General features: G+C 34.2%; 12 protein-coding genes. All 12 read left to right on the plus strand.

All coding sequences use genetic code 11. The annotated features are described in order from the left end of the window. Positions 1-57 precede the first annotated feature (57 nt). Complete coding sequence (locus tag ATE92_RS00470; protein ID WP_100801833.1) at positions 58-747, plus strand: DUF6090 family protein; 690 nt, start codon at positions 58-60, stop codon at positions 745-747. Between the two features lie 144 nt (positions 748-891). Further along, positions 892-1,572 (plus strand): FMN-binding negative transcriptional regulator, encoded by a 681-nt coding sequence (locus tag ATE92_RS00475; RefSeq protein WP_232729084.1) that lies wholly within the window; start codon positions 892-894, stop codon positions 1,570-1,572. Positions 1,573-2,026: 454 nt separating this feature from the next. Then, on the plus strand, positions 2,027-2,509 hold the full coding sequence (locus ATE92_RS00480) for a GNAT family N-acetyltransferase (protein ID WP_100801834.1): 483 nt from the start codon (positions 2,027-2,029) through the stop codon (positions 2,507-2,509). Between the two features lie 143 nt (positions 2,510-2,652). Continuing rightward, positions 2,653-4,368, plus strand: a complete 1,716-nt coding sequence (locus ATE92_RS00485; protein ID WP_100801835.1) for an amidohydrolase — start codon at positions 2,653-2,655, stop codon at positions 4,366-4,368. Between the two features lie 163 nt (positions 4,369-4,531). Continuing rightward, a complete protein-coding gene (locus ATE92_RS00490) occupies positions 4,532-5,305 on the plus strand; it encodes a hypothetical protein (RefSeq protein WP_100801836.1) in 774 nt (257 codons plus the stop codon). Between the two features lie 314 nt (positions 5,306-5,619). After that, a complete protein-coding gene (locus ATE92_RS00495) occupies positions 5,620-6,360 on the plus strand; it encodes a DUF6090 family protein (RefSeq protein WP_100801837.1) in 741 nt (246 codons plus the stop codon). A gap of 336 nt (positions 6,361-6,696) precedes the next feature. Next, positions 6,697-8,769 (plus strand): prolyl oligopeptidase family protein, encoded by a 2,073-nt coding sequence (locus tag ATE92_RS00500; protein ID WP_100801838.1) that lies wholly within the window; start codon positions 6,697-6,699, stop codon positions 8,767-8,769. Between the two features lie 179 nt (positions 8,770-8,948). Then, entirely contained in the window at positions 8,949-9,497 is a 549-nt protein-coding gene (locus ATE92_RS00505; protein ID WP_100801839.1) for a hypothetical protein, read from the plus strand. A gap of 296 nt (positions 9,498-9,793) precedes the next feature. Next, the gene (locus ATE92_RS00510; RefSeq protein WP_100801840.1) at positions 9,794-11,437 is read left to right on the plus strand and encodes a serine hydrolase; all 1,644 of its coding nucleotides are present in this window, start codon (positions 9,794-9,796) and stop codon (positions 11,435-11,437) included. 196 nt (positions 11,438-11,633) lie between these two features. Beyond that, positions 11,634-13,094, plus strand: coding sequence for a serine hydrolase (locus ATE92_RS00515; protein ID WP_100801841.1), 1,461 nt, complete (start codon positions 11,634-11,636; stop codon positions 13,092-13,094). A gap of 132 nt (positions 13,095-13,226) precedes the next feature. Beyond that, positions 13,227-13,772: an N-acetyltransferase gene (locus tag ATE92_RS00520; protein ID WP_100801842.1), complete on the plus strand. Its 546-nt coding sequence runs from the start codon at positions 13,227-13,229 to the stop codon at positions 13,770-13,772. Between the two features lie 241 nt (positions 13,773-14,013). Beyond that, positions 14,014-14,997, plus strand: a complete 984-nt coding sequence (locus tag ATE92_RS00525; protein ID WP_100801843.1) for an MBL fold metallo-hydrolase — start codon at positions 14,014-14,016, stop codon at positions 14,995-14,997. Positions 14,998-15,135 lie beyond the last annotated feature (138 nt).

Here is a 15,135-nt window from a genome sequence, read left to right on the forward strand (position 1 = left end):
CATTATTGAAACTACCTAATTCAATTAATATCATATCTTTAAAGAAACGAACCTCTAATGATAAAATTCTTTCGGAAAATTAGACAGAACTTACTTTCCGAAGGAAAGACTGGAAAGTATTTAAAGTACGCCATTGGCGAAATTGTGCTTGTTGTTATTGGGATTTTGATTGCTTTGAGTATTAATAATTGGAATCTAAATCGGAAGCAAAATTATGCCGAAAAGGAATTTCTACAAGGAATTAAAACTGACTTGAAGAAGGACAAAGAGTATATTGATCTTGTTATACAACTTCAGGAACCAAAGCTTGATGTATTTGATCTCTTAAACTCGGAATTTCCAAAATTCGATAATGAGAACGTAACTGCAATTGATTCGTTATTTAAAATATACTTTACGAGCCAGCGTACATTTTATCCAATTTCTGGTTCCTTTCAATCGGCTATTGCAGGGAATGAAATAAATTCCTATAAAGATAAAGATATTACGGGTTCACTTATCAAACTTTATAATACAACCTATGCAAGATTAATTGATAATGGTAAAATCAGTGATGTCAGATGGGATTATCTAAGCAGAAGATACAACCATGAACGACGAGTTGGAATTCAGGAAAACATGAGTGATTCGCAGCATTCGGAACTCTTGGATAACATGTATCACCATTTTGTACATATGCGTTGGTATCAAAATCAATTAACGGATGCTAAAAGAGAAATTGATAAAATATTAGAAAAAATAGAATAAACCAATGTTATTTTTATTAACGAAAGCACAACAACGTGTATAATTAATTGCTAGTGCAAGCTTACTTTCGAAAATTCCTGCGGACACGAGCAGAGCGAACTGGCGAAGCAATTTTCTCTGACACGTTTTTGTTTACTAAATTAGTTGCCAAACTACGCAACGGTTTTTATACGAGATCGTAAGCCATTAAAAAAAACCTCAGAGCAAAATATGTACATTCCGAAAAACAACATACAGACAGATAAGAATCAAATAATTGACTTTTTAAAGCGATTTAGTTTTGGGACAATAATCACCACTAAAAACAATCTGCCAGTTGCGACTCATTTGCCCTTTCTAATTTCTGAATACAATGACTCCATTATTTTAACCTCTCACTTCGCCAAAGCAAACGAACAATGGAAAGATATTGAGAAATGTAATATTTTAGTTATTTTCTGCGAACCTCACGCATACATTTCCCCAAAAAATTATGATAAAGAATTAAATGTGCCTACTTGGAATTATATTTCAGTACACACTTACGGACAAGGGAAAATCATTAACGAGCATGAAAAAGTAAATCAATTACTTGAAAGTACAATTGAAAATTATGAAGTTGAATATAAACAACAATGGAATAAATTACCGCAAGATTTTAAAACAAAAATGACAAACGGAATTGTAGCTTTTGAAATAAATGTAACAGAAATCCAAGCTAAGGAAAAGTTGAGCCAAAATAAATCAGAAAATGAACGGAAAAATATAATCAATTCACTTTCAAACAGCAAAGATTCAAACGAAAAAGTAATTGCGGAATATATGAACAAACAATTGAACAATTAAAATAACGGCTTACAACATAGTATATAAAAAATTGCTGTTTTGAGCTTAAACAAAGGTCGTTGTAGGTTCGCTACATCTGCGTTCGGTTCACCCGGTTCTAGGGTTAATCTACCTCTTTCTAGCTTTAATTTGTTTTCCTCAAACAAGCACATACCTGAAGTAATAGCTTGGTTTCGTAATACCTTTTATTTTTAAAAATAATTTTATTTCTACTTTTTATGTGGTACTCACTTGCAATAGGTAAAGTTTGTCACATCCTATAATAATTGTAATTTTTAGAATCCATTACGCTAGCCAACACCTCGTACAGCGCATACCTTGGACGTTTAAAGTCCATACACGAAATTCTGTCGAAATTCTCTTATGTAGATCCCTTTTTGCTATCTTAGTGCTGTATGACACGAACCATACAAGTAAAATGTTGTGCATAAGTAAAAAAATACATTGCTAAATTATGATAATCAGAAAAGCAGTTAATAAAGATATAGATGAAATTAGCGACCTAATTCAAAAAGTAACGGATTATAACCCAAATAATTATTCTCCTGAGCAAATAGTCGCTTGGAAAAAATACAATGCAAAGTCTGAAATAAAAAAACAATTGAACGACAGACTAATTTTTTGTGCTATCGAGGACAATAAAACAATTGGAACGATAGCCTTAAAAGAGAATTTTATACTCGGATTTTATGTGAATTATTCTATTAGAAATATTGGCATAGGGACAAAATTATTAGATTATTTAGAAAAATATGCTTTATGTAATAACATAAAAAAGTTAAAACTAACATCTACTCCATCTGCAATCGAATTTTATAAGAAAAGAGGATACAAAATTAAGGAAAATGTAACTTTATCAATATATGGAGTGGACTATCCCGAAGTGGAAATGGAAAAAATATTATCGGCCAAAACTTATGCACAACACCTTATATAATTTAATGCTAGTTCTCGCCTACTTACGAAAATCCTCGCGGAGTTTCTATCTGGTATTTATTTGCTAAATTAGGTGCTTAAACACACCACTAATCATACACAAACACGTTATGCCCAATTAAAACGACCCCATAATTAATTACGATGAAAGTAAAATTTATTTTTATAGCTCTATTTATTTCGGGGACTGCATATGGACAAGCTGTAAAAAGTGTTGGAACTTCTGCAGATATATTAATTGTGAATGCTGAAATTTATACTGTAGATGCTGCAAAAAGCTGGGCAGAAGCAATGGCAATAAAAGATGGGAAAATTATCTATGTAGGCTCACTTCTGGAAGCAAAAAAATATCAAACAGAGCTTACTAAAATAATAGATGGTGAAGGTAAGTTTATAATGCCTGCACTTTATGATTTGCATTGCCACATATTACAGGCAGTGTTGGATGAAGAGCTATATTGTAAAATACAATCAAATTCTCTTGAAGGAACAATAAGGAAGATTCAGGATGGCGTAATCAAACAAAAAAAGAATACATGGATAACAGGAGCAGGTTATTATCCAGAACTGTTTGGAGAGATGGGACCAAATAAGAGCTTGCTCGATTCACTCATTCCTGATAAACCGGCTTTCTTTTTTGACATTGGTTATCACAATATATGGGTTAATTCAAGAGCATTGCAATTAGCTAATATTAATAAAGAAACTATTTACAAAGACCATGTTGACTGGATTGTAAAAGATAAAATTACTGGTGAACCTACTGGATGGCTAAAAGAGGATGCTAGGGAGTTAGTTACACATATAGCTCCGAGGCCAAATTATCTGGAAGCTGATATAAAATATACATTTTCACGGGTGGCAGAAGTGTTGGCTGAAAACGGTATTGTCAGTGTTCAGGATCCCTCATCTTTTGACGTTAATCTATTGAAGCTCTATCATTCTGCAGATTCACTGGGGTTGATAAAATCTTTCAATGTCTCCTTTGGATTGCCTTATCTGATAACTAATAGCAATCTTTCATTGGATGAAAGACTATCAGACTTATTATCATTAAGTAAGAAATATCAGTCTAAAAATATAAAGACTAAAACCGTAAAGTTATTCATTGATGGCACGTTAGAATCTCAAACTGCAGCCGTGTTAGAACCTTATTTAAATTCAGTGGAAAGGGGAACATTGTTGTATGATTCTCTTCAATTAAACATTATCATACAAAAACTTGATTCAGCGGGTTTTCAACTGCATTTTCATTCTACCGGGGACAGGGCTATAAGAGCATCGTTAGACGGAATTGAATATGCGATACATGTGAATGGAAATAACTTTGGAAGACATCAAATAGCACATGCCAACCTGCCTCACCCAGACGATATTCCAAGATTCCGAAAACTAGGCGTTATTGCTAATATGCAACTCTGGTGGATGGATAATTCAACTTATTACACAGAATTATTACCTTCTATAATTGGTAAAAACAGAGTTCAACAAATGCATCCATTTAAATCATTTTCGAACCAAGGTGTCCTACTTTCAGTTGGAAGTGATTATCCTATAACTACATTAAATCCATTCGAAGCAATACAAAAAGCCATAACACGTAAAGAGATTGATTCAAATAATGAGCAAATCATCTCTGAAAATGAATGCTTGGATTTATCCGAAACAATAGCAGCATATACAATTGGGGGTGCTTATGCCCAGTTTAAGGAAAAAGAGGCAGGATCATTAGAAATAGGGAAATGGGCTGATTTTATTTTGTTGGACAAAAACCTGTTTTCAATTGACCCTACGGAAATACATAAAACAAAATTGTTAAAAACATTTTATAGAGGTAACCAGGTTTTCGAAAATGAATAACTAGGCATAACACCGTATATAAAAAATAGGCGAAACAGTAATAAATTCAAGGCTTTTGGCTCGTATCGAAGTTCGTGCTTAACCGAAAGTTTTTTGCTTCTAAATTGCCTACTTTTCATATACTAAACGTTAGCAGTAATTTTAATGCACCATACTAATAGAAATGAAAAATTTTAAAAATTATATTTTTGAATACCTGCTCATATTTATTACAATCATATTAACAATTTCCGGTTTTTGGAATATCTTCTTTGGAACGGATGCAAAACCTAAACCCTACCAAATATTCCACTTAATAGTGAATTTCAGTTGGCTGTTTTTAATGCTATATCAGCTCACTCTAATTGGAAATAAACAAAGCCAAAAACACAAGAGGGTTGGACTCTCCATTTTATTTTTTGGCCCTTTATTTTTTGCACAAGCAGTACTATTAGCCATTCATTCGGCTCACAAAGGGTTCGTTTCAGGTGAAGGAGACTTTATGATTGTACAAAATGTATTAGGTTCGATTGAATTAGGGCTGATAATTTTATTGGCATTTATTCTGAAAAAAAGAAGAAAAATTCATGCTGCCTTTCTCATTAGTACAGTTGTATTAATGCTGGGTATAAGTATTTTCTTTTTGCTGCTTGCCGTCGCTCCCGAGCTAATCGGTTATGGAATGTATATTACTTTCTTTGTAGGCCTACTTTTTTTCTTAAAGGATAGAAGAGATGGATGGCCAATATTGGCATCCAGTTCAGTATTTATTATTAACGACTATATTACTACGCTCCTGATTAAGCTCGAATTTATTAAACCACTTACTGACTTTGTAGGGTCACTTAACCAAGCAATTGCTTTTTTTGTAAGTTTCATTGTCCTTTTGTTTTTATTGATATCTACAGGAATAACAAATAAAAGGCGTGCGGGTACTTTAAGAAAAAACTACCGCTAACACAGGCTAACTATTCAGCTGTAGATGATTAACTGAATAGAAATTATTACATTTAAAAAACCAAAGAGGTTCCGACAAATAAGCGAAACTACTTTTGTTCGTCCATCCGAGTCGCACGAAGCTCCCTTCGATACAATCCTCTTCGAAGATCACTCAGGGTGACAGCTGCTTCTGAAGCACACTCACAAAAGTAGCATCCCCGCCGACACGAGCGAAGCGAACTGGCGAAGCAAATGTTAGCCTTAACCGTTGTGCTTCATTATTTGACATACCTAATTCAATTAAAATCATATCTTTAGAGAAACTAACCTCTAATGATAAAATTCTTCCGGAAAATCCGACAAAATTTATTGACTGAAAATAAATTCAGTAAATATCTGCTTTATGCAATTGGAGAAATAATACTTGTTGTTATTGGAATTTTAATTGCTCTAGCCATAAATGATTGGAACAATGAAAAACGAATTCAATCAGAAGAAACGGCGACATTGCAAAAACTTATTCAAGACTTAAAAAGTGACAATAAACGGTATTTGGAAAATATTGAAATTTATAAGAAACAAGATGTTTATTTGACCAATGCTAAAATCATTATATTCAAAAAATCATTGTCAGATAATGAAATAAAAGAAGTAATGAATTATTATGGAGCTTATATTAGAGATATTAATCCCAGAAAAACAACTTATGAGGAAATGCTAAATTCTGGTAGGATTTATGCTTTATCTAATGAAAAATTGGTTGATGATATTATCGAATATTACCAATTTCTTGACAAAAGTATATATCAAAATCAAGAAAGTAGAAGAGAATTTAGAGCTGTATTTTACGGTCCAGGTTTAACCGATTTTTGGTTTTGGAAAGTTGATGAAGAACCTTTTGATTACGCAAAAGTGTTTTTTAGTGATACTGACTCACCAGCATATAGAGTATTAAAGCAAAGTGCAGGATGGAGTGCCTCAACTAATAAACAAATGTTGGAAAATAACAAAGAATTGCTAAAAACGAGCAATGATTTAATTAAATACATTGAGATAGAATTGAAAAGTAAATAATAACGAAAGCACAACACAGGCTAACTATTCAGCGGTTAGATGAATACTAGAATGAAATGTCATACAAAAAGCATACATTTATAAAACCCAAAAATACGAATACGGCTTTGCCATTGCCCGCCCGTACCGGATGCCAGCCCGACAGTTTATTCTGGCGGGGAACGTTCGGGCGGGACGCTTACACGCTGTCTGAAAGACAGCTCCCTGCCGAGGCTGCCGCAGGCGCACCGACCTGTCCTGAGCGTGTCGAAGGGCCATAGCTGCGAGCGTTAGCAGTAATTAAAATAAAATTACAGATAGATAAAAAATAGTGACATTCTATAAAACCAACTAACCATGAAAAAATACATTTTAGTACTCATCGCGCTAATAGGAATTAACCACATCATTCAAGCGCAGGAAGACAAATACTTATGGCTTGAAGAGGTTGAAGGTGAAAAAGCATTGGAGTTTGTAAACACCCAAAACAAAACCTCTTTTGAAGACCTAAATGCCGAGAAAGACTATCAAAATATTTATGATAAAAATTTAGCTATCTATAATTCTAATGAAAATATTGCATATCCATCTATTCGTGGAAACTACGCTTATAATTTCTGGCAAGATAAAGACCATGTAAGAGGTATTTGGAGAAGGTCTCCACTTGAAGATTATACAAGTGGAGAGCCTGTTTGGGAAACCTTACTTGATATAGATAAACTTTCAGAAACCGATAATATAAAGTGGGTTTTTAAAGGTAGCGAGGGTTTATATCCTGATTATAATCGTTTTTTAGTTCATTTGTCAAATGGTGGTGGCGATGCCGTAGTAGTCAAAGAATTTGATGTGAATACAAAGCAATTTTTAACAAATGGATTTTCAATAGAGGAATCAAAGGGTTCTGCCAGTTATGTAGATGAAAATACGCTGATTGTTGATTCGGATTTTGGAGAAGGCACCATGACTACTTCGGGTTATCCAAGACAAGTAAAATTATGGAAACGAGGTACTTCGTTAAAAAATGCACAGCTTATTTATGAGGGGGAAACTTCCGATGTAAGTACATGGGGAGGTATTTTACGTGATGGCTCAGAAGCGTTTATATTAGTTTACAGAGATTTAACTACATTCTCTCGCCAAAACTTGGTTTGGATGAACAATGAAATCATAAAACTAGACATTCCGGATGATGCTAGCACAAATGGTATTTTAAATAATCAATTTATTATTCAATTAAAATCAGATTGGACAGTCAATTTAAAAACCTATAAAACTGGTACGCTTTTAAGTCTCAATTTTACCGAATTATTAAAAGGGAAGAAAGATATTAAAGTGATTGTGGGGCCTGATGCATTTTCGAGTATTGAAGGGGTTTCAACAACCAAAAACAAATTACTTGTTAACCTATTGACAGATGTTACAGGCAACTTGTATATCTATTCATTCACTAATGGTAATTGGACAAGTAAAAAAGTAAACACCCCTAATTTTGGTAGTATTTATATTTTAGGAACCGATTACATTTCAGATAAATATTTTTTTGAGTTTACAGACTTTATAACTCCAACAACTTTGTATTCAGCTGATGCAAATAACAACACGTTTAAGGCCTACAAATCATTACCAGCATTTTTTGATGCTAGTAAATATGAAGTAAAACAATACAAAGCAAAATCAAAAGATGGCACGATGGTTCCTTATTTTATGGTAGCTGCTAAAGATGTTGAATATGAAGGAACTAACCCTACATTAGTATATGCTTATGGGGGTTTTGAGATTTCCCTATCCCCTTTTTACTGGGCATCATTTGGCGTATCATGGTTAGAAAAAGGCGGTGTTTTTGTATTGGCTAATATCCGTGGTGGTGGAGAATTTGGTCCAAAATGGCATCAAGATGGAATAAAGGAAAAACGACAAAATGTTTTTGACGATTTATACGCAGTATCTGAAGATCTAATTACTAAAAAAGTAACCACACCAAGGCATTTAGGTATTATGGGAGGAAGTAATGGCGGTTTGTTGGTAGGGGTGGCTTTTACACAACGACCAGATTTATACAATGCAGTAGTTTCTCAAATGCCATTGTTAGACATGCAGCGCTATAACAAACTTTTGGCAGGTGCCAGCTGGATGGGCGAATTCGGAGATCCTGATATCCCTGAAGAATGGGAGTACATAAAAAAATATTCACCCTATCATAATCTTAAAAAAGGAATGGACTATCCAGAAGTATTCTTCACTACCTCTACACGTGATGATAGAGTGCATCCTGGTCATGCCCGAAAGATGGTTGCTAAAATGAATGATATGGGTTATAAAACTTTTTATTATGAAAATACCGAAGGTGGTCATGCAGGGAGTTCTACCAGCGAACAAAGGGCAAAATCTGATGCGTTGACGTTTTCTTATTTGTTGATGAAGTTGAAGTAATACAGCGACAATTGTCTGATTCCGCAAATAATACACTACTGCTAACAACGTATATAAAAAATAGCGGTTTTGATGCTTAAACCAAATATAATCAATAAAATATAGGTCAATTATAAATAGAAAAGTTAGTGCTTAAAAACCCGCTACTTTTTAAGTACAAAACCCTTAGCCTGCATTAAATGACTGACAATAAACAAAATATCGAATTTGAAATTGAACGAATAGTAAATTCTGGATATCTTAAAGAATCCAATCTTTACCAAATAAGTGATTTCTATTTTGACTTTGAAAAAGATTCCTATTGGATAATAAATGGCGGAATTGAACTTGTATTTCCAAATGGAGCAATAACCTTCGGGTGGAAAAGTGAGTTTAATATGTTTAATATTATAACTGGAAAATTTAATGAATTGTATGAGTTTGACAACTATAAAACTATCAAAGATGATGGTGTCAGCAAGTTAAAAACATTAGCGGGGAAAAAAGTTACCCAAGTTGATCTAAAATGGATTGAATTTGAAGTATATGACCCTGATTTAGAAGATTTCGTAAAAAAGGAAACAGTTATTGAAATCAATTTGGAGTTTGACAGTAAAGAAAAGCTACAAATCGCTTCAATTAATTATGAACTTACAGTGGATGATCAACCTTATAATTTCAGAAATGCTGTTGATTCAGAATTACTGATAGCATTAAATAGAAAATTTGATTTAAATAACGCGGGCTAACATCACCTATAACTGCAGTGCTAAGTTGGTTAGGTTAATGAAAAGTCGCACAATTTTACTTACATTTATCTAACCGATAAAATTAACCAAGCGGCTTTGCCAGTACCCGCCAGTACCGGATGCCAGCCCGACAGTTGATTCTGGCGGGGCACGTTCGGTACGGGACGCTTCCTCGCTGTCTGAGAGACAGCTCCCAGCCGAAGCTGTCGCAGGCGCACCGACCTGTCCTGAGCGAAGTCGAAGGGCCATAGCTGCGAGCGTTGTGTGCAATATTGTTGAACTTAACGATAAGAACCATGAAAAATAATTATCTAATTAAAATATTGAAATCAACAGTATTTACAGTTTTATTTTTGGTCACATTAAACGCTATTGCTCAAACTAATTCTAGTGATTTAGAAAAAAAAGTAGACAGTCTTTTTGAGAAATTTGACACGTTAAATCAACCTGGAATGATAGTAGGAATCTCACAGGACGATTCAACTATTTTAATTAAATGCTATGGCTCTTCCGATTTAGAAAAAAAGATTGCAATATCATCAAAAACACGTTTTCATATAGCCTCATTAACTAAACAATTTACTGCATTTGCCATATCCCAACTAGAACGCGAGGGTAAATTATCATACCAAGATAATATTCTCAAATATCTTCCACAATTACATGATTTTGGTACTGTCATTACTATCGACCAACTATTACATCATTCATCTGGATTAAGAAGTACCAATAGGCTTCGGTTATTACAAGACGATTTTTATGATGCGCTTTTAACCCAAAAAAATGCGCTCAACCTAATTTATGCACAAAAAGAATTGAATTTTGAACCCGGTTCAAGTTTCGGCTACAGTAATTCTGGATATATACTCCTTGCAACAATTGTTGAAAATATTTCCAATCTAAAATTTTCTGAGTGGCTTAATAAAAATGTTTTTGAGCCTCTTAATATGAATGAAACTATTTTGGGGGACGATTATAGCCTTATAATTCCCGATAGAGCAATACCTTACGAAAAAAAAGAAGATGGATATGCCCAAACTATGGGAATGAAATGGATAGACTATGGTGCCACCGGAATATATTCAACTCTTGGAGACTTAATGAAATGGCAAGTATATCTGCACGAACAAAATTATATGTGGGTATTAGAGGAAGCATCCAATTCCCCATACGCTATGGGCCTTTATGTCTTTAAATCGAAAGATGGAACGATAGACCAAATTTTTCATACGGGTGATGGTGCCGGTTATACATCGTTTATGTCATATTATCCTAAAGAAAAAATAGATGTTGTCCTCTTAAGTAACCTCTATGGTAATGAACCTATCAAATTGGCTGAGACCATCATAGATTTTATACGTCCAATTAATGAGAAGTCGATTGCTGATTACTCAAATCAGATTGAACTTCCTATAGAAGTTTTGAAAAAATATGAAGGCTCTTACGATGCTAAAATTTTTAAAGCAGAGTTTGAAATAAAGGACAAACAGCTATATGCATTGAATCCCCAAGGATCAGATTTAATGGTCGCAGTAAACGAAACTACTTTTTTAATACCCAATACTCCAGTGGAATTTGAATTTGATAAAGCAGGACAATATGTAGTATTGAAAATGCCAGGAAATGACATAACATGCCCGAAAATAATTGCAGACACGATAATGCCTAGTGTGAACATAGCTGAATATACCGGTATTTATTATTCCCCTGAATTAAATGTTAGCTACTCATTTACAATTGAAAACAATCAACTAATTGCCGATTCTCCCAAACACAGACGAATTGTATTTGATGCAATTACAGCAGATAAAACCGAAAGTAAAGACCGATATTTTAGAAATGTTCATTTTTCCAGAGATGAAAATAATATTGTCAATGGCTTGCGGGTAACTGACATTGATGGTAGGGTTCGAAATCTTTGGTTTGAAAAAAAGGAGTAAAAAACTACACACAACAGCACCTAAAAAAATGGCGCTGAAAGTGCGAATATGAACAGTTGTGCAACTAATAAACATTGTGCGTTTAGACAGTTTAGTGTTCCAAAACCGCCACTTCTTTTAGCTGCATACCGTTGGCAGTAGTTTCAACGACTGTAACAAAATCGACATTACAGAGTCTTTAAGCAAAACTAATTTCATGTTAAAAAAGATCCTTTATTTAAACCTCATTTTGCTAATAGTTTCTTGCAACGGTTCAAGAGAAATGACCAGAGATTCCGCTTATTATAGAAGCAGTGCAGATTCTATCCACGCTCAAAATATCCAGAAAAATTTAATCCCAATGTATTCCATTGCGGGAAATGTCCAAAGAATGACAATTCCCGAGATGATGAAACAAGATAACATTCCGGGAATGAGCATTGCTTTTGTGGAAAATGGAGAAATAGCTTGGACCAAACATTATGGCTATGCCAATCTCGAAGATTCTTTACCAATCACTTCAGAAACTGTTTTTACTGGAGCTTCATTAAGCAAGCCAATAACAGCAATTGCTGCATTGAATTTGGTTGAAAAAGGCCATCTGAATTTGGACGAGAATGTAAATCTGAAATTGAAAGAATGGAAAATTCCTGAGACGAATTTAACTGAAAACGAAAAAGTCACACTCAAAAGGCTTATAAGTCACAATGCGGGAATAAAAAATGACTTATGGGGCAGTTATTTACCTGAAGAAACAGTACCAACTATAAACCAAATGCTCGCTGGAGAAAAACCTTCGGTAGATCCTCAAACATCGGTAACTTATGAACCAGGAAGTAAAACGGAGTATTCTAATCCTGGTTATTCCATCATTCAAAAACTATTAATGGATGTAAGAAATGAAGAATTCGACCAAATAATTGACCAACTTGTTTTCGACCCAGTTGGGATGGAAAATTCCTCTTTCAAACAGCCAATCCCTACCAATCTAATGAAACGAAAAGCAATAGGCTATACAATCGAATTGGAGCCCTATCCATATCGGCTGTTTCCCTATCAGGCGGCTGGTGGCATTTGGACAACACCTACAGATTTAGCCCAATTCATGATAACATTGCTTGATGATTATCATAAAGGAACAAATACACTTGTATCAAAAGAAATGGCTCAAACCATCTTTAAAAAGAATATAGCAAGATATGTTTTCTCCCTTTGGAATTGGGGAGAAGATATTGTTTTTATGCATTACGGAAGTAATCAGGGTTTTAACTGTATTATGTATGGCTCTATTGAAAAAAATCAAGGAATTGTAGTGATGACTAATAGTGACAACAGCTTTGGTTTTTTCGACTATATCCAACGAGCCGTGAATAATGAGTATCAATGGGAGTATGTTAAGCCGGAAATACTTAATCCAACAGAATCAGATATAAGTTGGGTAGATTCATTTTTGGGCGAATATCAATGGAGAAACAATAACATAATTTTTACCAAAGACAACAAAAATTTAATACTTCAAATTGAGAATGTCGATTATGTTCTTACTCAAACAGGCGAACGCGTATTTGTCCTGGCTGATAAAACCATAAAAATAACATTTTCCGATGACTCAGACAGTAGGATTACTATTTGGGAACCTAATGGTTACCCATTTAGAATAAAAAAGATTATTGAATGAAAACAACTGTCAACAACGAATATAATTTTTAGTTTGTTACATCCTTCAAGGAAATCACCAACTTTAAATCGTGTTGATTCGACACTTCGACATCCAAACGGATTTCTCGCTACGGACTCATAAACAAAACGGTTGGCAGTAATTAAAAATCAAATGGAATTTATAGAAATCAAACAAGCGAATGAAAATGATCTCGAAATTCTTGCATTATTAGGTAGAATTACTTGGGCTGAAACATTTGGGAAATTATTCAGAAGGGAAAAAGATGTAAAAGACTATGGCGATACTAACTTCTCCATTAGCGAAATTAGGTCCTCTTTAGAAAATCCTAATGTTTATTTCTGGATTGCCTATTTTTATGAATTTCCGGTTGGATATGCTAAAATTGAGAATCTTATTGATTCGAAATTAGTACAAGGAAAGACAGTTTGCAAGCTTCGTAATATTTATGTTTTAAACGATTTTCACTCAAAAAGGATTGGACTCGGACTTTGGAATAGGATGCTTGAGAAAGTTAAAGAGCTGAAGTGTGATAAAATGTGGCTGTCAGTTCTTCATTCCAATGATAAAGCGATTAATTTTTATAAAGAAAATGATTTTTATAAGGTTGGAGATTTTAATCTTAAAATTGGAATCGATAGTTTTATTATGAATATAATGGTACGAGAACTCAATTAATGAAAAACCGCAGCCAACAAGGTGGATAGCTTATTGCCCATTCTGTGTACACGGAAAATCCCAAGGATTTTCGTATGGTTCGTTTTCTTTTACTAACTTAGTTCTAACCAATCTAACTAACCAAATACAAACACGTTAGCGGACCTGCTTGGAGACAGTACTAATTTGAACCTGACTGCAAGAAACAAACAGACGAAGAATAAATTTGTAGAATTAAACATTCAATCACAAACTTGACAGTATGAAAAAAAATATACTCTACAGTTTTCTTCTGCTTGTGTTGCTTACTTCATTCACCAAGCTGTCTAACGATCAAATTCTTGAAGTCAGGGAAGGCACAATTACTAACCTTTATGACGCATTTGGTAAAGACACATCTCTAACTAAAGATTTTGGGTTTTCCTGCATAACAAAATATCAAGGCAAGACTATTTTATTTGACGCAGGCAGTAATGCCGACATTTTCAAAAAGAACACAATTAAACTCGGAATTGACCTTACAAAAGTTGACATCGTTGTAATTTCTCATGGGCACTTTGACCACTTGAACGGTCTTGATTATTTGTTACAGCTCAATCCGAATGTAAAAATCTATTTTCCTTATGACATTTTTTGGGGAGCACCAGTTTCTTATGACGCAACGGGACAAGAGCCAAATGTAAAAGACACCTTGCCAACTTACATGCAATACTTTGACGGTGGCAGTACAAAATTTTCAATCAACCAATCAGGCCGGTTTTGGAACGCCAACATTGAATTTGTAAAAACTTCAAAAGAAATTTTACCGGGACTAAATATAGTTGCAACTAGTTCTCAGTTTATGGGGTATTTTTCCTGCTATCCCGGAAAAAGTTTTGTAGAAGGACAATTTGAACATAAGCAAGACGCTTGCAAAAATACCAACCTACCAGAACTTTCTCTTTCAATGAAAACAGACAAAGGACAAGTTTTGATTGTAGGGTGCTCCCATACGGGTGTTGAAAACATTGTAAGACAAACACAAAGTGAAACAGCAGACGAAATTGATTTGGTTTACGGTGGTTTTCATATGCTGCCATTTGACAGAAACCAAACTACTCAGTTAGTTAATATGCTTAAATACGAGTTGAGAGTTGATCGCGTTGCACCAGCACATTGCACAGGACATCTTGCTTTTAAACTCTTACAGGATGTTTACAAAACCGACTATTTATATGCAGGACTGGGCGAAACAATTGCATATTAGAAGCATTCTGATCTTGGTGTCAGAAATAACACGAACCGCTAACAGAACATACTCAAGAGGCGGGCTTTCGTATACCAAAGACAGTTTTGCAGTTAATGAAACAGTAGTTTTTCAAATCAAGTTTTGTGGTAAAAATCC

Source organism: Ulvibacter sp. MAR_2010_11, assembly GCF_002813135.1.
Taxonomy (GTDB): Bacteria; Bacteroidota; Bacteroidia; order Flavobacteriales; family Flavobacteriaceae; genus Altibacter.